The sequence below is a fragment of the Waltera sp. genome, from assembly GCF_046969025.1.
Classification (GTDB): Bacteria; Bacillota; Clostridia; order Lachnospirales; family Lachnospiraceae; genus Acetatifactor; species Acetatifactor acetigignens.
The window spans coordinates 109600-130114 of the sequence record NZ_JBKVQF010000005.1 but is presented as its reverse complement, the minus strand read 5'-3'; the positions used below and the strand labels follow the sequence as shown (position 1 = coordinate 130114).

General features: G+C 35.5%; 19 protein-coding genes. 13 read left to right on the top strand and 6 right to left on the bottom strand.

The features are described 5' to 3' along the window. Nucleotides 1-31: 31 nt before the first annotated feature. Nucleotides 32-1060, bottom strand: coding sequence for an FtsH protease activity modulator HflK (hflK, locus tag ACLTOH_RS04080; protein WP_337415177.1), 1029 nt, complete (start codon nt 1058-1060; stop codon nt 32-34). Between the two features lie 304 nt (nt 1061-1364). Between hflK and ACLTOH_RS04075 the strand changes: the two genes are divergently transcribed. Continuing rightward, nucleotides 1365-1763: a hypothetical protein gene (locus ACLTOH_RS04075; protein WP_337415176.1), complete on the top strand. Its 399-nt coding sequence runs from the start codon at nt 1365-1367 to the stop codon at nt 1761-1763. A 220-nt stretch (nt 1764-1983) separates the two neighbouring features. Here ACLTOH_RS04075 and ACLTOH_RS04070 read toward each other — a convergent pair whose 3' ends face one another. Continuing rightward, nucleotides 1984-2235: a histidinol dehydrogenase gene (locus tag ACLTOH_RS04070; protein WP_337415175.1), complete on the bottom strand. Its 252-nt coding sequence runs from the start codon at nt 2233-2235 to the stop codon at nt 1984-1986. Between the two features lie 450 nt (nt 2236-2685). Here ACLTOH_RS04070 and ACLTOH_RS04065 point away from each other — a divergent pair, with 450 nt between their 5' ends. The 5 genes from ACLTOH_RS04065 (at nt 2686) to ACLTOH_RS04045 (ending at nt 6492) form a co-directional block, all read left to right on the top strand. Next, nucleotides 2686-3234: a hypothetical protein gene (locus tag ACLTOH_RS04065; RefSeq protein ID WP_337415174.1), complete on the top strand. Its 549-nt coding sequence runs from the start codon at nt 2686-2688 to the stop codon at nt 3232-3234. Further along, complete coding sequence (locus tag ACLTOH_RS04060; protein WP_337415173.1) at nt 3235-3702, top strand: phage holin family protein; 468 nt, start codon at nt 3235-3237, stop codon at nt 3700-3702. A 91-nt stretch (nt 3703-3793) separates the two neighbouring features. Next, nucleotides 3794-4468: a helix-turn-helix domain-containing protein gene (locus tag ACLTOH_RS04055; protein ID WP_337415172.1), complete on the top strand. Its 675-nt coding sequence runs from the start codon at nt 3794-3796 to the stop codon at nt 4466-4468. Continuing rightward, nucleotides 4465-5187 carry a LytTR family DNA-binding domain-containing protein gene (locus tag ACLTOH_RS04050; RefSeq protein WP_337415171.1) on the top strand — a complete coding sequence of 241 codons (723 nt, stop codon included), beginning with the start codon at nt 4465-4467 and terminating at the stop codon, nt 5185-5187. The genes ACLTOH_RS04055 and ACLTOH_RS04050 overlap by 4 nt, the downstream gene beginning before the upstream one ends. 666 nt (nt 5188-5853) lie before the next feature. Then, nucleotides 5854-6492 carry a sensor histidine kinase gene (locus tag ACLTOH_RS04045; protein ID WP_337415170.1) on the top strand — a complete coding sequence of 213 codons (639 nt, stop codon included), beginning with the start codon at nt 5854-5856 and terminating at the stop codon, nt 6490-6492. Between the two features lie 132 nt (nt 6493-6624). On the opposite strand, the gene ACLTOH_RS04040 is transcribed toward ACLTOH_RS04045, so the two are convergent. Further along, nucleotides 6625-7185 carry an accessory gene regulator B family protein gene (locus ACLTOH_RS04040; RefSeq protein WP_412223432.1) on the bottom strand — a complete coding sequence of 187 codons (561 nt, stop codon included), beginning with the start codon at nt 7183-7185 and terminating at the stop codon, nt 6625-6627. A 236-nt stretch (nt 7186-7421) separates the two neighbouring features. Between ACLTOH_RS04040 and ACLTOH_RS04035 the strand changes: the two genes are divergently transcribed. The 3 genes from ACLTOH_RS04035 to ACLTOH_RS04025 all read left to right on the top strand — a co-directional run bounded on the left by ACLTOH_RS04035 (nt 7422) and on the right by ACLTOH_RS04025 (nt 10546). Continuing rightward, nucleotides 7422-7745 carry a helix-turn-helix domain-containing protein gene (locus ACLTOH_RS04035; protein WP_262593642.1) on the top strand — a complete coding sequence of 108 codons (324 nt, stop codon included), beginning with the start codon at nt 7422-7424 and terminating at the stop codon, nt 7743-7745. A 308-nt stretch (nt 7746-8053) separates the two neighbouring features. Continuing rightward, nucleotides 8054-8782, top strand: coding sequence for a hypothetical protein (locus ACLTOH_RS04030; RefSeq protein ID WP_412223430.1), 729 nt, complete (start codon nt 8054-8056; stop codon nt 8780-8782). A gap of 483 nt (nt 8783-9265) precedes the next feature. Next, nucleotides 9266-10546, top strand: coding sequence for a hypothetical protein (locus tag ACLTOH_RS04025; RefSeq protein ID WP_262593644.1), 1281 nt, complete (start codon nt 9266-9268; stop codon nt 10544-10546). A 117-nt stretch (nt 10547-10663) separates the two neighbouring features. Here the strand turns inward: ACLTOH_RS04025 and ACLTOH_RS04020 are convergent, their stop codons facing one another. The 3 genes from ACLTOH_RS04020 to ACLTOH_RS04010 form a co-directional block, all read right to left on the bottom strand. Next, the gene (locus ACLTOH_RS04020; protein ID WP_337415169.1) at nt 10664-13003 is read right to left on the bottom strand and encodes a phage tail tip lysozyme; all 2340 of its coding nucleotides are present in this window, start codon (nt 13001-13003) and stop codon (nt 10664-10666) included. 375 nt (nt 13004-13378) lie between these two features. Continuing rightward, the gene (locus ACLTOH_RS04015) at nt 13379-13933 is read right to left on the bottom strand and encodes a hypothetical protein (protein WP_337415168.1); all 555 of its coding nucleotides are present in this window, start codon (nt 13931-13933) and stop codon (nt 13379-13381) included. Nucleotides 13934-14969: 1036 nt separating this feature from the next. Continuing rightward, nucleotides 14970-15809, bottom strand: coding sequence for an IS30 family transposase (locus tag ACLTOH_RS04010; protein ID WP_337415167.1), 840 nt, complete (start codon nt 15807-15809; stop codon nt 14970-14972). Between the two features lie 361 nt (nt 15810-16170). Between ACLTOH_RS04010 and ACLTOH_RS04005 the strand changes: the two genes are divergently transcribed. The 4 genes from ACLTOH_RS04005 (at nt 16171) to ACLTOH_RS03990 (ending at nt 19686) form a co-directional block, all read left to right on the top strand. Then, complete coding sequence (locus ACLTOH_RS04005; RefSeq protein ID WP_337415166.1) at nt 16171-16635, top strand: hypothetical protein; 465 nt, start codon at nt 16171-16173, stop codon at nt 16633-16635. A gap of 54 nt (nt 16636-16689) precedes the next feature. Continuing rightward, nucleotides 16690-18030 carry a hypothetical protein gene (locus ACLTOH_RS04000; protein ID WP_337415165.1) on the top strand — a complete coding sequence of 447 codons (1341 nt, stop codon included), beginning with the start codon at nt 16690-16692 and terminating at the stop codon, nt 18028-18030. Nucleotides 18031-18080: 50 nt separating this feature from the next. Further along, nucleotides 18081-19310 (top strand): hypothetical protein, encoded by a 1230-nt coding sequence (locus ACLTOH_RS03995; protein ID WP_337630672.1) that lies wholly within the window; start codon nt 18081-18083, stop codon nt 19308-19310. 226 nt (nt 19311-19536) lie between these two features. Further along, nucleotides 19537-19686, top strand: a complete 150-nt coding sequence (locus ACLTOH_RS03990) for a hypothetical protein (protein WP_412223428.1) — start codon at nt 19537-19539, stop codon at nt 19684-19686. Nucleotides 19687-20515 lie beyond the last annotated feature (829 nt).

Sequence of the window (20515 nt, the reverse complement as noted above, 5' to 3'; positions counted from 1 at the left end):
ATTTATAAAACTGCCTTTCTGTAGACAATGGTTATTGTGCAGCTTCAGAGGTGCTGCTCTCCGAAGAAGCGGAAGCGGTACCTGTGAAGGATTCCAAAGGATAGAAGGTCTGTGTATTGCCGTTGGGGCTTTCGATGACAACCTTAAGGTCAGGCAGTACTTCTTCCATGGTCTCGTAGAACATACGCTGTTTGGTGACGGTCGGGTTCTTGATATATTCCTCGTACATAGCGTTAAAACGCGCAACCTGTGCAGTAGCCTCATTGATGCGCTCGGTCTTTTGCGCCTCAGCGTCTTTGATGATACCGTCGGCCTGTGCCTGCGCCAGAGGAAGCTGTTCATTGCGGTACTTATTGGCATTGTTCAGGGCAGTTTCTTTTCCCTGCTTGGCGGTTTCTACGGCCTTGAAAGCCTCCATGACTTCGGAGGTAGGCGGCTCGGAATCCTGGATCGTGATGTTCACCAGCTGAATACCGATATCCTGTTCGCTCAGACGCTCCAGAATCATTTCTTTAATAGCAGCCTGAATCTCATTTTTACCGGTGGTCAGTACGTCATCTACCGGATAGCTGCCGATGACAGTGCGGATACAGCTCTGGCTGATGTTACGCAGGATCAGCACAGGATCTTTGGAAGCATAGACTGCTTTTACCGGATCGCTGAAACGATACTCTACGAAGAAATCTACGTTGACAAAATTGTAATCGGAAGTGATCATGAGAGAATCGTCAGTTTCCGAAGAATTGGAATCTACATCATATCCCAGGGAAAATCCCTGAATGGTGGTATTGACCTTGCGGACCTGCTGGATGAACGGTATCTTAAAATGAAGTCCGGGATCCGTAACCGCTTTGGCCTGTCCTAAGGTGATCAGAACTGCCTGCTCCTGCTCACGGATCTGGTAAGTGGAATTAAAAGTAAAAATAGCGATTACCAGAATCACAAGAATGATGCCGGGGATTTTCCACCAGCTTTTTTTCGTTTTTGCTGCTTCCGCGGTGCCGGAACCTAAATCTTCAAAGCCGTTCTGGCGATTACGGAAGGAGTTAAATTTTTTCATAAATAATATGCTCCCTTCTTACTGGAATTCGTTTACTTGTTGTTACTTTACTATATGATGATGCCAGTGGCACATGTCTAGCACGGACCGAAGCGGAGCAGAGACGTGGGAGTGCGTAGCACGGAACAATCCGTAGGCATCAAAGTCGGGGGCTTTTGACCCCGACATCACTATATTAAAGGATGAATGAAAGGAAGGCAATGGAAAGTTCTGCACGTTAAAGATAGTTAATGCAGGATAAATTAATTGCTTAAGTCATAGAGCTATGGTGAATTAACAAGTAAGAAAACATGGAGGAACAAATATGAAAACGAGAATTTTGAAAACGATGCTCATTTTTGAAACCATGGTAATAATACTTATTTTTGTGTGGATTTTTTTCGATGTAGCGACGGGTAATAATAGAACAGAGGTACTTCGTGAAATTTCACCAGATGGGGGTTATGTGTTACTCATACAGGAACTGGGCGAGCCGAGTTCTTTTTACGCAATAGACCGTCTTAAAGTGACACTTTACGAGAATAGTAGTCATGAACATTATTATGCTGAGTTTAGGGTAGACGTATCTACAGGAGGGGGTCCTGCTGAATTTGATATTGAATGGATGGAAGATGGTGTTCAAATAGTTTTATATGGGAATAAAGCTCAGTATTATTTTTTGCCGTTTAAAACTTTTGAGGATGCAAATAGATTTCCACAATGACTTATATATCTTCTTTTAAAATGTAGATAGTATTTCAACATATACCAGTATTCTTAAAAAGGAAAAAGAAAACGGCGAAGAAGCGTCCAATTTGGACGTTTCTTTTGTTACTATTGCTACATCTGACTGATTAAAAATAAGCCGTGGTAGTGTAGTTTCTTTCCTGCATAAAACGGCAGACTGATGATAATCCAGTTCTGTAATAACGGCAGTGATGGTATCAAATGCTGACAGCGAAACTGTGAAGGATTCGTTCCTCGTTTTCATGTCTCTTGCAGTATTCCCAGAAATTTGCAATATACACTTCGACAGACTCTATTGGTTCCGGTGCGATAGGTTCTAATGCATCCAGTTGATGGAGCAGGGAGATTACAACATTGGAGGCAAATTCCTCGTCGGAAGCATAGTCGATATACCAGTCTAGGAACTTATGAAGTTTCGGGACTTCTATCTTTTTATCGTTAGTATTCATATAGTAATCCCTTTTACAAATCAGTTTCAAAACCCCTTCATTATATACATGGCAAAAAAAGTAGTAGAATCTTACAAAAATGTAAAATATTGTCGAACGTATTGTCGAAAAATAGCAGAGTACATAGAAAAAGGTGCTCCGTAGGACACCTCTATGCAGCTTTTCTTGTAGATGCATCAATGACAATCTTTGCAGTTCTTTATCAGATAGCAAAATGACAGCGTAAATCGCAAAGCAGTGCCAGTTAGGGACATTATAGTGCCAAATTTACCGAATAATTGATTGGTAAACATATAATGCAGGTACTGAAGGAACAAAAAGTAATATAAATATGTACAGTAGAACCGTTACATTACCTATGATTAACGATATTTTCAATTCATGGGGAAAGTACATATTAATTTTTTCCTTATAGTTTACATATTTCCACGAAAAATCTTTCTCATTTATATGAGAAAAGAAACTGGGAAACTTTCGGAGAAAATAAGACAAATACAAAAAGGCAATAAAGAAGAAATCGTAGAGGTAATTAATCAGTTCGATCCGCTAATAAAGAAATATCAGAGAATTCTTTATAAAGATGCTGCGGAAGATGTAAATGCTGAAATGGTTCTGGCACTTTGGGAGGCAGTGCTGAGAATAAAATGTATAGAAAGTGAAGCACAATGTGCGAAATACCTAATGAATGCTCTAAAAAATAAATTTTTCGAATTATATAGAAAGAGTCGACACAAGAATGATAATGAAACACAGATAGACGAATTTATAGCGATAGAAAAGGGATATATTGATAAAGACTATGCTGACGTTACTACAGAAATTGATGTAAAAAAATATTTACAACGATATACAGGCATGAAATATGAAATTATGTATTTGATTATGGTAGAGCATTTATCAGATATAAGAATTGCGGATAGACTCGGTATATCAAGGCAATATGTTAATAGACAAAGAAGAGAATTACAGAAAAACTATATAGAAATGAGGAATAAATAAATGGATAACATAAAACATAAAGGTATTATTATCGCTATGGGGATGTGGATTGTTGAAAAATTTGGATTGCTTGGTCCGCTACTGTTCGTATTATGTATTTTGATGCTTGTAGATTATTTCTCAGGTATGCTGGCCGCAAAAAAGGAAGCGATAGAACATCCGGGAAATAGGAAGTATGGGTGGAATAGCAGAAAAGGAATTATTGGAATATATAAGAAAGTAGGCTATATACTGACAGTATTAGTGGCAATGTGTACGGATTATTTGATTTATGAATTATCTTATAAATTGGATATAAAAATCGGAGTCAATACGTTGTTTGGAGCGATAGTATGTATTTGGTTTATTCTGAATGAGGCTCTTTCCATATTGGAAAACGCTGGTAGAATGGGCGTAAAAATTCCGACATTTCTATACAGAGTGATTTCAGATCTACAGAAAAAAGTAGATGATAATAATTTACAGTGAATTCTGTGAAAAATAGTCTTATATAGGTGCAAAATAGGGAACTACACTAACTTAAAATGGGTATAGCGGAGTTGATTAAGGGAGTATACCCATGAATGGAACATATGATGATTTTTTATGTAGATTGAAAGAGCAAAGAAAACAATTAGGTCTGTCGCAAGAGCAAATGGCTCAGAGAGTTCATAAAACACAGAGTAATTACAGTAAGGTAGAGCTTGGGCTACAGAGATTGAGTTATGAAGAATTAAAATATTTGTCTGAGTCAGGGATAGACATTTATTATATATTTACCGGATATCGTGGTAGTGGAAAATATGTGGATTTTTTTGAAAGAAAAACATATGCGGAGATTTGTAGTTATTTAGGTATTATTTATGCTGTCTTATCTTTAGGCAATAATATAGAGAAAAAATTTTCTAAAGTATCTGAGGAAATGTTGTATATACCGTTAATTATTTCGAAGGAAAAGAGCATTAATGCCTTTTTAACACTACGCCGCATATCAGGATATCAACAAAAAGTAATGGCAGATAAAATAGGGGTAGATGTTAAAAAGTTAAGAGAGTTGGAAAAAGATCGTTGCCTTCCAGATAGTGAAATACTTTGGAAAACATATCATGAATTTGGAATTTCACCAATGTACATATTAAAAGATAAAGAAGGGATAATTCATGAAGTAGATGCGCTTCTGGAAATATCAGAAAAGAAATGTACAGAAAAGATACTGGAAATTGTGAGCTCGTTAGCAGAAGGCAATAAAGAATGAAAAAAATACTCATTATAGAGGACAACCAGCAGATCTTGACACATCTTAGTTATATTGCTCAGGAAATAAATAGTTCCAATAAAATATATGCATTCAAAAACTTAGATGAAGCATACAGATGTGCGCTAGAAAATGATATCGATTTGTTTATAGTCGATATCATTTTGGAAAAAGAAAAGCCAGGAGATATATCTGGACTTCAGTATGTGGAAAATATCAGAAAAATAGATCGGTACAGTTTTATTCCAGTAATTTTCGTGACATCGTTAGAGGATGCAAAATTTCATACTTATGAAAAGCTTCATTGTTATAGTTTTATAGAAAAGCCGTTTGATGAAATTAAACTGAAAAATCTGATGAAAGAATGTCTTACCTTTAAGGATACTCATCAGGTAAATAAGACCCTGTTTTTTAGGAAAGATGGTGTTATATTAGCTTTAGATCGAGAAGAATTTTTGTATAGCGAAAGTATTCAGCATGTCATGTATATTCATACAACAAAGGCGGGTATGCTATCAATACCCTATATAACGGTCAAAAAACTCTTAGAGGATCTTGACAGTAACGAATTTATACAGTGTAGCCGAAACGTGATAGTAAATAAAAAATATATAAATAATGTGGATACTGTTAACAGAATCATTGAATTAACAAATGGAGAAAGAGTAGAAATAGGCATCACTTATAAAAAGAAAATCAAAGAGAATTTTCCGGTATAACTGAATTTACAGAAATAAAAGATATTATACGAGGAGTTATGAGATGTGCTATACCATTGTGGGTTGCTTTTTGAGATTTGGACATTAATTATATGTATGCATAGAATGCATAATAAAAAAGTTAGAATAGATTTTTGGACGATCAATTTTTCTTTTATTTCCATGATAATATTGGAAATAATTTATTTTTTTGATTTCAATAATATAACTTCTATGGTGATATACTTGACTATGATGGGGTATAGCTTTGCAAGATTTCGGGAAAATTTTTCGCAGGCAGTAATTACAGTCATATTAACCATAGTAATAATAGCAACAGTACAGTTCGTAAGTGCATTTGTCGTTAACTTGAGTTGTATTTCTAATGTGGAGACAAGATTTTTTATCATCAATTTTAATACTATGCTTATAACATTCTGTATGACTCGCGGCATGTGGATGCATAAGCTATCGACAGCAGTTAGAACCTTTGATCATTTCATAATACTAGGATTATTGATTATTGTTATGATAGTTTTCGCAATGCTAATGGAAAGTAAGATGCGTGGGCAAATGCACTGGATGTTTTATGTTTTCGTAATACCTGCGATAGTGTTAGTGCTTGGGCTGATTGTAAAGTGGTATATGGTTATAAAAGAGAGGGACTGCCTAAAGGGAGAATTAACTGTGGCAAAGGGTGAAAATGGTAAATATGATGATTTACTTTTATCTATAAGAATGAAGGAACATAATTTTAAAAATCATATTGCGGCATTGTTTGCTTTAAGCTATACAACAAAATCATATGATGAGTTGGTATTTGCACAAAGGGAGTATTATGGAAAAATTAAAGAAGAAAACAAATATGTGAAGCTTTTATATTTGGGAGATAGTATTGTGGCGGGATATTTATATGAAAAGTTTTGTGATGTGGAAAGAAAAAATGGGCATGTAGAATATGATATTAGAGGGCAATTTTCTACTAGTGAAGTTCCAGACTATCATTTGATAGAAATGTTGGGAATATTAATTGATAATTCTGTGGAGGCCCAGGATGAAAGACCACAGCTAAAATTTTTCTTTGAAGAAAGAGATAATACACTTATATTTAAAATCTTGAATCCTTATCCGTACATAAAATATGAAGAGATGAATACATGGTTTGATTTGGAACACAGCAGTAAAGGTGCAAAACACGGATTGGGGTTATACTATGTGAAACAAATATGCCAGAAATATAGAGCCAATATCATTTGCAGAAATGTAGAGTGCCAAGGTAAAAATTGGATAGAGATGAACTTAGAAATTGAGAAAGCGAATAGGTAACAGCGACCTATTCGCTTTCTGTTTTACAGAGAAGTCTCATCAATAGAGGGATACGGGTATTCTCCAAATAGAACAATGCTGGGAAGGGAAGTATCCCAAATCCATGAGAGTGCAGCAATTGAGCACAACAAGTTATATATCATTTATACGACCTCCTTTCGCAAGTATTTTCGCTGCGAGTAGTTGAAGCGAATGTAATATAATCATCCAGCTACCGGCTACCATATACCGGTTTTGAGGGATTATATATAAAATCAATGAAAACAGAAAGATAATAGAACAAGTTACATTTCGACAGAAATATAACTGCTTCTTTGGAAAATTAATACGATATTTAGAAAGAACGGGCCCAATAAGGTAACATATGCAGAAACTTATGGATAAAAGAAAAATCTGCATGTAAAGCGGTAATGTAATATTAGGAAAAATAAAAACAAGACTGCTCATATATAATACAGAAGCAAGTAGGCAACTCCAATAAGAATAGAAATGGAAACCTCCTGAAAAACTTCTTAAAAAGCACATAAAGATTAACTGAAAAAGAAATAATAATATTTCATTTCGAAATAATATTCCCATTATAAGCATTTTGCTTAATTCCGATCCAAGACTTTTAATTACGAAGATAATTTGTTCTGCCTGGTAATTACTTATATTATATTTCTGCTTTATATTTGCTTTGAAATTATTCATATAGCTGTTCTCCTATCGTATATGTAATTAGAATATCAACTCTGATGAATATTTACGTATATTTGACCTAAATGAGATATATTTTGCTTAAGCATAGTAAAACTTGATTCTTGAGATGAAAAATAAGATTTAGATGAAGAAAAACTGCAATCAAGTTAAAAATGCATAGTGTTTGATAGAATAATGTATAATAAATAGCTATTACGAAAGATAAAATATGATGGGAGCAAAGATAAATGGAAAGGAAAAAAGTAGGAAATAGGATAAGAGAATTACGAGAAATGCATAACTATACCCGAGAAGGAATGGCTGAGATGGTAGAAATATCGCCCAAGTTTTTGTATGAAATAGAATCTGGGAAAAAAGGATTTTCATCAGACGTTTTGTGCAAAATAGCAAGAACACTTACTGTAAGTTGTGATTATATTATGTATGGTGAAGAACATAGTTTAAGAAATGGTGAAAAAATATATTATATATTGAATCAATTGGAAACTGAACAGGCAATCAAAATACAGTTTATTTTAAAAATATTGATTGAAATATGTGATGCAATGTAATATAAAGGTAAGTCGGTTGAGATGTTATGTGAAGGACTACGGAGAGAAAAAACTTGATCTGTTAAAGTACCGCCGCAACTGTTTTTTCAAGTACAAATTACCTAAAGGTATTTTTATTATACAAGAAACAGAAGGAGCATTGATAGCACCAAAAAAGTATGATACGATTAATTATCAAGATTATGTGTTGTATTAGTGTAAAAATTACATGTAATATTTTATAAAAGACCGTTTTGCCCTTAGAGCCCTTAGAGTTGGACGAATATTTGCCATAATGTATAATGAACAAGGAGAGGTAGGAAAGTTATATGAAGAAATTATTAGATACAAAATTTGCACCTAGAAAAATACTACTATTAATGATGAGTGGTATTTTTTTTATGGGATGTGCGGATAATACCGATGAAAGTGAAGCGGTTTATCAGGCGAGTACCATTCCTATCGAATCTGGAACCGAAATAAGTGTAGATTTAGATGGAGATGGGAAAGAGGATAAAGTGCGCGTTGAAGATAACGGCGATAGCGATGACTTAGCAAAAGATGGTACACGGCTCATAGCGAATGTGAATGGCGTAGATACGGCAATAAAGGATTATGAAGGATATGTTTATAGTTCGAGGATTACTACCGGTGATCTATCAGGAGACGGTAAGGCGGATGTATTATTGAAAAGATATATCTTTGGAAGTAATTATGGCGCTACTGAAATTTATATTCTGCGTTTAGAGGATAGCGGTTGGGTGGAATATCCATATAACTTTATACATAATCCAAATATTGATTTAGAACAGCCGGATAAATTCGGTGATGTTGAGTACTGGTGGGATATAGAATCGTATATCGGGGCAACCTTGTTTGAAAAAGACGGAAAAACGATGGTTCGTTTTATCTCATTACAATATGAAGTCGATGACGAAAACACGGTAAAATGTACAGAGGTATCTTATCGGAAAGATGGATGGTATATAGAAGATATTAGGTTGATTGATAATTATTACGATAAGAGAGAAGAATTACTAGCACCGTGGGAAGGTTGAGCATATTTTTTCCTAAGTTTTGTTATATTAGGTTACAAATCGAATACTTTGAATATTTGTTGACAGTGATCCCAGAACACATGGAAGACACAGATCGCAGTTTTCTGGAGAATCTGCTTCCCTGGTCACCAAAGCTGTCGGAGAACATCCAAAAGTAAATTTACTGCAGGCCGCAAAAGCGGCCTATGGTTGTCAAGGTACTCGTTATGGAACTTTATGATATTCTATTCAGTATGATACCGAATATGAAAGTGTTTTGGGACTTGGGATATATACCCTTACTATTTAAATATTACTGTGATACAGAAAAAGGATGATTCATATTGGGGTGTGGTGAGAATGTGGGTACAGAAGAAAATATAGTGCATGGATCGGAAAGTGATTATTCTATTATTTGCAACTATGAATTTTTTGGTGTGAATAATACAGATTTGATTGTAGCATTGTGTATGCGAAGATAAAGAAAACGGAGGGTATAGCGAAATGAAGTATATTAAAATATTACCAGTATGGTTATGTGTTCTTTGCTTGACAGGATGTTGTGAAACAGAAAATGAAATAGGTGCAACGACAGAAACAAATAGTGAAGGTGAAACAGAAGGAACAGCGTTGCAGGAAGCATATGCAAATGAATCAAAATATGAAGAAATTATACAAATAAATGAGGAAGAAGAAAATTTGGATGAAAGTGATTCCATAGAAAAAATAGAAAAATATAAGATACCGGAACAATCATTTGATGTTTACTTAGATGACTGGGGCGAGGTTACATTTGTATCTTGCAGGCCATCGCCTAATGAGCTTATTGATTGGAAAGTTGCTTCATTTTATTTAATCAGAGATGATGAGATATTATATAAATTTCCCTATCGGTTTGAAAATAATAGTTCAAGGGGGTATATAGGAACATTTTATAGTGTTGGTGCAGTTGGTTTTCGCGATATAAATGATGATGAAAAAGAGGACATTATAATAATAACATATTATCACTCAGGAGCAGGACCAACGGGTATGGTTCCACGTCCCGGTGTTACAATATATTTAGCAGGAGAAAATGAATTTTATCTTGCAGAGGATATGATAACAGATGTTGAAGCGAATATTATAGAACAGGATAGGACTATTGCAAATATATATAATTTTTTGATAGAAAAAGAACCCATTATGCAGGAACAATGGGAAGATACATATAGAGATATTATAAGTAATATAGATGATAATTTAGTAGATCCCTATAGTTTAAGAACAGATTCAAATGAGTACTATTATATCGCAATACATGATTTTGATAATAGCGGAGAGCCTGAATTAATAATAGGAGACAGCGTATCTGTGGCCATATTTACTTATACAAATGGTACGAGTAAAAAGGTTGCCGATTTATATGAGCCTGTGAATTGGGGAGGGATAAATGGGCTATGTTATAAAGACAATAAGCTGCTTCTTGTAAATGCTGGTTCTGATGGATGCGGATATGTAGGCTTCACCTATGATAAGGGAAAGTACTTAACAGGAATTTATGATGACTATAACCCGGAGGTGGCAACCATCAATGAAAAAAAAGTTAAAGGAGAAGAATTTAGGAAGCAATTTAATTTAACTGAATTTCGGGAAAGTGATAATAGTCTTCCACGTATTAAACTTTGGGAAAATGTTGGTAGCATTCCACGTATTAAAATAGGATTTGAAAACAAGGGTACTTTAAAGATAGAAGATGAAGAGATGGTAATAGATGATTTGGATTTCAGCGTATTGCAGTGGTAATATAGTAGTGATATGAACTGTTTACTTTTAGAGAGAACAATTATCACCCCTGATAATATAGTCAGGAGATGATAATTGTTTCACAGATAATCCTTATTTTAACTACTTTGAAATTGTTTAAATCTTTAATAGGCAGGAATAATATGATTCAGCATAACCTCTTCTGCTAGGTGTATCAAGATAGTATTTGCTGTTACAAATATTTGGCTCCTGAGAAAACCGATCTAATGTTAGCCAACTAGAGTTGGCACAAGCTGATTTAACGTCCTCCCAAGTATCTTGATTATAACATCGTTCATATAGTGCTGTAAAATAGTCTGCTGCTTTTTTTACACTGTTAATAGTGTCTGTATCCTTCAAGAAATTAAAACAAGTTACCGCCTGACTATCTTCATAGGTGCCACTACTAGTTCCCTCTTCTAAAATAAATGCTGCCTGTATAGCGATATCTGTTTTAGAACCGGATACAGAATTTGCATATGCTTCAAGATTATCACTTCTAGGCGGTAACCACTGGCAAATACCAACGGAACCTTGATCACCGCTCCATTTAGTATTAAAAGAACTCTCTGCATGAATATTTCCCATTATTCCTGCAATAGCAATTTTTCCAAAACCGGCATTGAGTAAGCACTCATATACGACTTGCTGATTGGGGTCGAAACGTTTATTGATATCGTCAAAGTTGACGTTATAAATGGCAGCATCTAGTGCGATAAGAGTTTTTTTATCTGCTTTGCCATCAATAGTAAGGTTGTTTTCTTTCTGGAAAGTTCTTACAGTGATATCTGTTCCACTACTAAATTTACCATCAGGTGTTCCGCAATTATATCCTATTTTGTTAAGTTTTGTTTGCATTGTTTCAACACCAGCACTGTATCGTAGTTGACTATCAAACTGATAATATCCCATTCCAGAAAGAACCTGATCATATGTATACCGTGAGTTATCGTAGCCAGGGATGGGAATATAGTTTTCAGGAGCAGTAGCAGTTTTGCGTGGAGATGCAATACATTTGTCGTAGTCCATTCCGCTAAATGTGGAGTTTGCCACACTAATTTCAGCAAATTGATCATACGCCCAGTTTTCAGGCATTTTCTGACCTATATTGCATGTGAATCCGGAGGACATATCGCATACAAAACTGCTGGTGCAAAGATCCATTTCAGCCAACTTTGTACATATGTAACGGGGACCATATGCTCCAATCTTATAGGCATTACCTAGAGCTGTCTTGACACTTCTAAAGTAAGGAAGAATTTTACTTTCAACATCTGCCATTAAAACATCATAATCTACGCAGAAATATATTGTAGCAGAGGATGGAAAACCAAGGTTCTGTGCTGCTTCTTTGGCAGTCCGTGCATCTTCAGTTCCTTGTTTTGCTGTAAAGTAGGATGCTTCATTTCCTTGTGTCTGAAAGATAGGGAAAACGTTTAATCCTGCAGATTTTAGAATTTCCATTTCTTCATACGTCATAGCCTTATCGAATGTGCTGTTTGGAGTATTGGTTAAATATCTTCCAATATCTGTATATCCTGCATTTTTTATGGCAGCGGCATTTTCAAGCGAGATTTTCTTTGATGTATCCAAAGCGGTAGCTTTTCGATTGGATGCACCACGGCTTACAATTAGTGAAGCCCATGCCTGCTTTCCACAAATACCATCTGCATCTAAACAGACAAATTTCTGAAAAGCATACAAACTGTTATAAGTGTTTGTATCAAATGTTCCGCTATAAGATCCCGGATAAAAACCATTAATCGTTAAGCACCATTGCAATAACCGCTTTGAATTTGTGTATCCATTAGTGTTTTTAGAAAGAATGGGAGCCTTACTTAATGTACCATCGCCAAAAGAACCATCAACAACTGCTCCCCATTCTAACTGTATTGCTTTAATCAGATTTTTGTGTGATTTTCGTTCCCATACTCCATTAGGAGCAATTAATCCGATTTTTGATCCATAATACTTGTTAAGCCCCATCTGCACTTCATGTCGATACGTATCGTATATATCATCAGTTTCTTGGAAGGAATAGCCGTCTGTATTCATTATGCCCTGAAGAACATAAGGATACACAACTTTATCTGGTTCTATACCAGCAGCCAATTGAAAATTATAAATGGCATTTGCAGTAAAAGGACCGAAAATTCCTGTAAAACCTTTGGGCGAAATTCCTTTGCACCATAATGAACCCTGTAAAATGAAAATAATATTCCGAGGAATTTCAGAATCCGGTATAAGACTTTCTCTTAGAGTAGGACATTTGCTTAGTGTGTCATTACCGAATATGCCATCAGGGTTACTGATACCAATTTCGATCTGTAGAGCATAAATCAATGCTTTAAATGTTGCCTGACCTGTTATGCCATCTTCATCGACAACAGGAAAGCCAGCAACATCTCCATAAGTTTTGTTTAACCATTCTTGTGTTTGTAATACCCTTGAATCCATATAAATTACCACCTTTCAGTATTTTTTATGTTTACATTTAGAATAAAGCCTTTATAAAGATTAAGGTAAACTTGATTTTTTGATGACTGCACGAATGTGCGAATCTGAAACGTTGATTACAGAACTTCCGTTTGTTCGGATATTCCTTCCATAAGATCTCTTAAAAAATTTCTGTAAATACGACAACGTGGATAGTCCACGATTTGTTTAATTTAAATCTGATAGTCCATATTTAGTTTTTTCTAAAAAGAGGAGACATTCATCACAAGAATGTCTCCTCAGACTGTAGACAAAACGCTTCCAGATTGTTAGCTAAAAGTGTTTTATTTACAGTCTGAGGGTACAGCCAATAATGCTGTACCCTGCTTAACTATATTAGATAGAACCAATTAAAGAAGCATTGGAAGAAAAATCAGAACCTTTAGTATAACCAAGATCAACAAAAGCATTTGAATTGGAAACAATTCTTTCATATTCGCCGGTTCCGATTCCTGTTTCCAGGTAGATAACTGATAACCACTCCGGGTGAGATGCACCAGCTGTTGAGCTTTCGCACAGAATGCAGCGATCCTTAAATGCTAATTTTCCGATAAGAGCGTTTCCAGAGCGATCAAATAATTCTTCAGAACGACGCATTTTGAAACCATAATAGGTTTTATTGTTGATTTTTTTAGTAAACTTGGCAAGGGAACAGATATTGTTTGCCAATACCTTGTCACTTTCACTGGCAGCAATCCAACCGTGCGCCAATGAGCCATCACTCGCACGGAAAGAAATTGCCTGATAAGAATAGCCGGCGGTATTTCCTTCCCATGCAGATTTCCATGTAAAAAGTTCGTTGTTATACAAGGTACCAATCTGTTCATCCGCATTGTTTTCCTTGTAAATAGGGTAAGATTTTCCACTGCGATTTACTTTTACAATAGCCATATAATAACCTCTCTTTTTTATTTTAGCTTCTGCAGTTGCTATGATACATATAAAGAGTAATCCAGTATAATTGGAAACCAAATTTTTAAATAATTTAAAAAATGAAAACTAAGGGGCAAAAATTGGAATGAATAAAGTATTATAGATTTCCTGTTTCACGGATATGATGTGGAAGACATTTAAGATAAATGCCACCATAATCATGGCTACAAGAATATAGACAAAAGTACTGATGTAGGATGCGTCCCCCCTTTCGGACTTTAATGATTTTCTGATATGCAATCGATCACCTCTCGATTTGAAAAAATAACGCAGGAAAGCTAAAGGGGGGAACTTTTCTGCGTTATGTGAAGGATAATTATTCACGGTGATTATTGTAGCATAGCAAAATGATAGCGTAAATCGCAAAGCATATCTTTTGCTATGCTAAAGTGAAAAAACTATCCGTACCGAAGCGGAGAACGGCTAGAGAAACTACTATTGGAGCCGTTATCACAGCGACGGCTAGATAGTGGAAAAGGACTTAGACAAGCACATTGATGATTACAAAGAGCTGTTTTAGGTGCAGAAGCGCAACGAGGCCGGAAACTAGCGGAGTATTCCGCTACTATTCCACTCAGCGGGCACGCTGACCTCGGTACATGCCCGAAGCCGCCCGAAAATACACCTGTGGAGATCATTGAGTTCCAGAGGGACTATGAAAAACTTTGGGACGAGTGTCCGATGTTTTCACAGAACTGTCTGCGCTGGTGGAAAAGTAACATGAGGGTGACGGGGCTGGCCTGTCGTCCTCTTTTTTCTATTTAAATGATGAATTGCTGACTTGAAATTTTAAATTCCAGTGCTTTTATTAAATTATATAAAGCCTAATCTACAGAGAACTGGTATAATTAGCTTAACGTCCCATAAAATATCTGAATTTAAGGCATGGTAAACAAGCTTCTGGACATCCGGTGTGCGAGACTGAATTCCACAGGCCACATCCTAAAAATGTGAATTGTTAAGTTCCAGTCTGACAGCAGATTTTTATGATAAGTTAACGGTTAAAGCGTATCAGCTTAGGCGTCAGATTGACCTCATCGGGTGGAATCGGTCTAAGCTGAAGTGCTTTTAGGATTCCAATGCCGTAGTGTTCAAGGACCACATCGTATGGGGTGCGACCGCCAAGACTTTCCCGGGGAGTGGAGTTTATATGATCTACGATGGTACGCAGATCCCACTGGGTGAGAAATTCAAAGCTAGTCTTTTTTGGCAGAACCATAAGAAGCATGGTGTGAGCCTGCTCAATGCCACCCTTTTGACCACTTCTCGTAGGATCGCAGAAATAGATACTGGAACGTACAATTCCACAGGAACCGTTTTCCAGTGCTTCCGGGTTTCCGAATTCAGCGTCTCTGTCGGTCAGAATGACATTAAATAATTTTAGGAAATCATAGGTACCTAGCTGATGCTCCAGCTCGTCAAAAATAAGCTTTACAGCGCCCTGGGTGCAGCGGTTCATGATAAAAGCCAGAAACAGCTTTTCCCGGGTCAGGAAGAAAGTCAGGATAACCCGTTTGGATTTCTGGGAAGAATGAACGGTATCCATTTCTGCAAAAGAATCAGAACCAAGATTTTGAAAATCAGTAAACATGCGCCGTTCAAAAACAGTACGGTCCTTGATCTGTGTTTTATGTACCTTACGTGGTTTAAACTTGACTTTGCGTTTGAGGTCGATATTTCTGGCGGTGAGAACACCGTCATCCAGATAAGAATAGAGAGTCCTGACAGACATATCCAGTTCCGGATGGTTTGTGAGGATCTGATAGGGGGACTGCCCATGATAGATCAACGGTGTGATGAGCATATCTTTTTGATGAAGTTCGTGCTTTGTCATGTTTATACCAGCTCTGGATGATGAGAGGCACTCCCTGTATTTGCGGTCCGCATAAATGGCATCGTAACGGTATTTATGGGCAATGGTGCAGTGGTTGATGGCTTTCGGGCAACCATTGCAAACGTAAGGGGCTTTGTCAAGGCGGACACACCGTTCCCTGACATAATCAGCACAGGTCTGATTACAGGTGGGACAGGAGGTGCACTTGATGTTGCAGAGAATGGTCTTGCCGCATGCATTGGGGGGGGAAATTAACTTTTGTAATTTTCAGAGAGTGTCTTGCTGCTTGCTAATAGTAGAAAAGTAACAAAAAATATAGTATAATTTCAACAGAAATTTGTAATGTCAGAGGTGAATGATTGTGATAAATAGAACACTAAATGAAGATGAAATATACAATATTACGGAAGCCTTTCGCATGGCAATACTTGATGCCAAATATGATAGAAGATTTCAATATAGAGATAGGATGAGCAATTTTCCGGGAGGTTGCTGTGATGATGCAAGTGACCTTTTAGCATATTATCTACTTGAAAAATACAATATTCACACGGAACAAGGAAATGGAGTTTATCGTGATGATAACCCTGAACATACTACAAACCACGCATGGCTAATTGTGAATGGAGAAAGTTATATTGATATTACAGCAACTCAGTTCATGTTTTGTGGAGCATTTAAAAAGGATATATATGTAGGAAAAAGCTTTTATTTTTATGAAGAGTTAGAGGATGTAAAGATTTATAGAAATTGCGATATTACACGGGATAAACGTTTATGGAAAGATTATCAAATTATTATGAAGTATTTGCCGGATGATTTGTAACAATTTAGATTTGATATTTCGTTTTGAATAATTCACGGATTGGAGTTGAATGATATGAGCAAAAAGAAGGATGGACTTATCGAAATCCTTGCAGACTATTTTAGGTCTTATAAAAGTTATGAATTAGATGGAGTCTTAAAAGGATATGGCATATCTCCAGATGAAACACTTAACCCGAATAGCAGTAAAAAAGTGTATGCTCGGTCTGGACTTGTAAAAATGACAGAAGAAGAGATAGTAGAATTATCGAAACGAATTGCGAGAGATGCAGAGAGTATTTCTTTTAATAAGCAGATGGAAGAATATTTTGGTGACAGCATATTTGAATTTACCTATATTACTAGAAGAAAATTGGCAGAATATTTCGATACGTGTCCGAATTTTGAGGGCAAGATGAAATTAGATGAATTATTACAGGGTATCTGGGATATGAATGAACCTTGTACAAGGGATGAGGATTTATTTATATTCGATAGAATGACTCTTGGAGAATACATCATTAAGCATGTGGTAATAAATGATGATATGTCATATAAAGATATGTTGCTTGATATTTTGCAAATAAAATACATTAGCGACAACTCGATAATCAAATTCCTTGAAAAAATGGTTAATCCAGAAGTTAGGACAGGTGAGGAACAAACTCAATATGTAAAGGGAATTAATGAAATTATTGGCGCAGATGGCTTTCAGTTGGTTGTATCGGGAAAAATATCAAATGAATTGATTTATAAAATATATAAGCGACAAGCAGCAAAAAGCAATATGAAAAATCTTATTTTTGCTCCGTTGGGTAAAAAGCCAGATATAGTTATTGATGATGCCATTGCTAATGATATAAAAATTGTAGGAGATACAGACAATTGTCTGTTGTATGATTTTGAGCCTAATGCAGATGGATTATTATGGAACACACTTGTAAAATGGTGGGGTTCTGCACATGCAAGCGAAAATATTCAGAAAGATTTATTTAAGCGTTTACTTAATTCTTTAGATTCGCAACCGGAAAAAGATTTTTTTACTCAATATTATACAATATATCAAAATGCGAACGAGTACCCGGCACTAATTCCACAAGTATATTTACACTATGATCCTCATGCAAGGACTTGGAGAGGAAGTAATGTAGTATATACACATCAACGCATGGATTTCTTAATGCTTTTACCCAATGGTATAAGGGTGGTTATTGAAATTGATGGTAAACAACATTATTCAGAGGGAGATATTTCTTCTCCAAAGCTATATGCTGAAATGATGGTTGACACGAGAAAATTACAATTAAAAGGGTATGAAGTATATAGATTTGGCGGCTATGAGTTTATGGACAGTCAGCAAATGAAACAAACGGTTCGTGATTTTTTTGAGATGTTATTTAAAAAGTATTCTATATAGAAATACGGAGAAAGAGGTAGAAAAATATACATTCGAGGAGTGATGAACAAATGGGAAATTATTATGATAAAAAAAGTACTGGTGGAAGAACAACCTCAAAGATAGAAAATCAAGATTCAGTAGCAGCTATTTATGCGCTTGAACAATTACATTCTACAGATATTTTTGGTTTTGGTACAAAGATTGTGGATTTTTGTATAAAGTGCGAAGGTGAAGAAGATATAGAGATTTTCAATAAGGAAAAGCATATTTTTATTCAGCTAAAAAGTTCTGTTATAGGGAAAAGCGATTTTGCAGATATTTTAGAACATTATCTAACACTGAATAGTGATAACACTAGTACAGAGAATTTTTTTGTGCTAACTTCTTTTGTTCCTATACGAATAAACGAAAAGAATTTTAAAGAATATTTGGACGATTATGTGAAAGTTTTAGTAAATCCATACGAAACAGACGAGAAAAAAAATCAAGTTAAGGATGCTCTTATTTCGAATTTTGCTTTGTCAAAGTATGCAGATATTATTGATAAGGTTAGGGTAGAAGTAAGACCATTATTCAAGGATAGCAAAGATACAAAGGCAATATTCGGAAGGTATCTTAGGCTAAACTACATATTCAAAGACCCAGGAGACATAATTGTTGATAATTTGTATACCAACTTAACCAATAAGTTTGCTGAATTAAGAAGAAAAAGAGGCGCTATTACAAGAGCGGAATTGGAAGAGGTTGTAAATAGTGCAATAAGTAAAGGAAGTATTTTTTCTGGATTATCTTTATCCGTTGGTTATTCTAAAATAGAAAATGGTTATGTAGAAAATGAACAGAAAGTCAAAAAAAGAGATTTGATAATGGCAGGATTTAAAAAAGCCAAAAAAGATATAATGCGAGGATGGAGGAAAGCATATAGAAAGGAATTGATAATTAGTTGCATATTTAGTGCTAAAAGATGTCCTCAATGTGGACATCCAATGATGGCTAATATGATGGGGATATTTGGAATTGCATGTCCTGATTGTGGCTTTAATCCGTATGTGACAATGTTTATATTTTGTGAGTGCGGGGCGTATGAGGTTGTCAAAGCTCAGCCAGAATTAGAGGATGATAAGCAAATCCAATATTTAAAAGAATTCTTTGATGGTAGAGAAAGTGATGTGTGCAAAGTATGTGGGAAAAAATTGATTGATGAATATGTGGAAAATCGTATCTTTTATGCACCAATCCCATATCCGTATGAGGAAATAGATAATATAGATGAGATATACAAAAATAGTATATATTAATTACTGATTTATTGGCATAGAGCACTTAGGAGAAAATCTTAGGTGCTATTTTTTATAAAAATGGTGATATCGGAAAGGAGTAGACAAAAATTGAATAGAGTTTATTGTCACTGGTGTCACTGGTGGCAATGGCTCATGAACGAACCAGGAAGTCTATGTAAATTGGGTTGAAAACGGAGTAAACAGTGTTTATGGTGGAATTTATATTTCTTATGGTGATTATGAAATGACAGAGGATGTTATTTCTATACCGTGCGTTGAGGATGAACTTATTGTAAAATTTAGTGAAGTAAATGATAAGTTGGAAACTGTGGTAGAGGGTATTGTAGAGGTTCTTAATAAGATAGAAAGTCAATATATAGAACTTGAAATTTAGATTAGTGAGAAAAATTAAATTATAGCGATATGTGCAGGAAGGAGACAGTAGTATATTTCAGAAATGGAAACGAATTAGAGTAGTAATGATAAGTAGGCAATAAAAATATTATAAGGTGTTAACGAAAGGGGAAATCAAAGTTTTTGCTGGTTTTACGTGATTGTTTGCGGGATTTTTATTATGAGTTTTGAATAGGCAAACTTGATGGTTGGGTTTGATGGTCTATTTTGACTGGTAGTGTCCTCATTTTCTAAACACAAAACAGGGGTGTAATCTGGTCACGCCATTCAGTACCGGTATTGCCTGGGCGAATAAAGAAATCGATTGCGGAATCGTTCAAAATTCCGGTAACTGTTACTGGAGTATTTTAAATCATTGACCTTGCAATTGATAGATTTGATGGGACCACTTCATTCACCTTTCTGGAACCATGCTTTTCTACCATGACAAAAGGGTAAACGCTGTAATTCTTGTAAGTCATAAGGAGATTTGCGAAGGCTTTGAAAAATTCGTGTTTGAGTCTGGATATGTGAAAATAAGTTCATCCAGTTCTTTGTGGGCTACGATTGGTTTCCCAGCATTATGTGTATTGAACTGTATATATGGTTCTTTTTATTCCCGGAAAACCTCTAAGCAAAAAATGTATATTAGTTTTGGTAAAAACACATCTATTCATGCTGGACTGTGTAAAAGATAACCATGTGAATATGAAGACAGCTGGACTTAAGGAATAATTAATAGAGATTTAAAACATATGGAGTAAGAAGCAGACAGAATATAGAAGTTTTTTCATTTGAAAAGAATATTGTTAGTAGGAGCATAGACTGCA

Coding starts and splice junctions, on each gene's coding strand:
- ACLTOH_RS04010 (WP_337415167.1), bottom strand. CDS start 15,809: ATGACAAAGCACGAACTTCATCAAAAAGATATGCTCATCACACCGTTG.
- ACLTOH_RS04060 (WP_337415173.1), top strand. CDS start 3,235: ATGGATAACATAAAACATAAAGGTATTATTATCGCTATGGGGATGTGG.
- ACLTOH_RS04075 (WP_337415176.1), top strand. CDS start 1,365: ATGAAAACGAGAATTTTGAAAACGATGCTCATTTTTGAAACCATGGTA.
- ACLTOH_RS04035 (WP_262593642.1), top strand. CDS start 7,422: ATGGAAAGGAAAAAAGTAGGAAATAGGATAAGAGAATTACGAGAAATG.
- ACLTOH_RS04020 (WP_337415169.1), bottom strand. CDS start 13,003: ATGGATTCAAGGGTATTACAAACACAAGAATGGTTAAACAAAACTTAT.
- ACLTOH_RS04000 (WP_337415165.1), top strand. CDS start 16,690: ATGAGCAAAAAGAAGGATGGACTTATCGAAATCCTTGCAGACTATTTT.
- ACLTOH_RS04025 (WP_262593644.1), top strand. CDS start 9,266: ATGAAGTATATTAAAATATTACCAGTATGGTTATGTGTTCTTTGCTTG.
- ACLTOH_RS04065 (WP_337415174.1), top strand. CDS start 2,686: ATGAGAAAAGAAACTGGGAAACTTTCGGAGAAAATAAGACAAATACAA.
- ACLTOH_RS04040 (WP_412223432.1), bottom strand. CDS start 7,185: ATGAATAATTTCAAAGCAAATATAAAGCAGAAATATAATATAAGTAAT.
- ACLTOH_RS04055 (WP_337415172.1), top strand. CDS start 3,794: ATGAATGGAACATATGATGATTTTTTATGTAGATTGAAAGAGCAAAGA.
- ACLTOH_RS04030 (WP_412223430.1), top strand. CDS start 8,054: ATGAAGAAATTATTAGATACAAAATTTGCACCTAGAAAAATACTACTA.
- ACLTOH_RS04070 (WP_337415175.1), bottom strand. CDS start 2,235: ATGAATACTAACGATAAAAAGATAGAAGTCCCGAAACTTCATAAGTTC.
- ACLTOH_RS03995 (WP_337630672.1), top strand. CDS start 18,081: ATGGGAAATTATTATGATAAAAAAAGTACTGGTGGAAGAACAACCTCA.
- ACLTOH_RS03990 (WP_412223428.1), top strand. CDS start 19,537: ATGACAGAGGATGTTATTTCTATACCGTGCGTTGAGGATGAACTTATT.
- ACLTOH_RS04015 (WP_337415168.1), bottom strand. CDS start 13,933: ATGGCTATTGTAAAAGTAAATCGCAGTGGAAAATCTTACCCTATTTAC.
- hflK (WP_337415177.1), bottom strand. CDS start 1,060: ATGAAAAAATTTAACTCCTTCCGTAATCGCCAGAACGGCTTTGAAGAT.
- ACLTOH_RS04050 (WP_337415171.1), top strand. CDS start 4,465: ATGAAAAAAATACTCATTATAGAGGACAACCAGCAGATCTTGACACAT.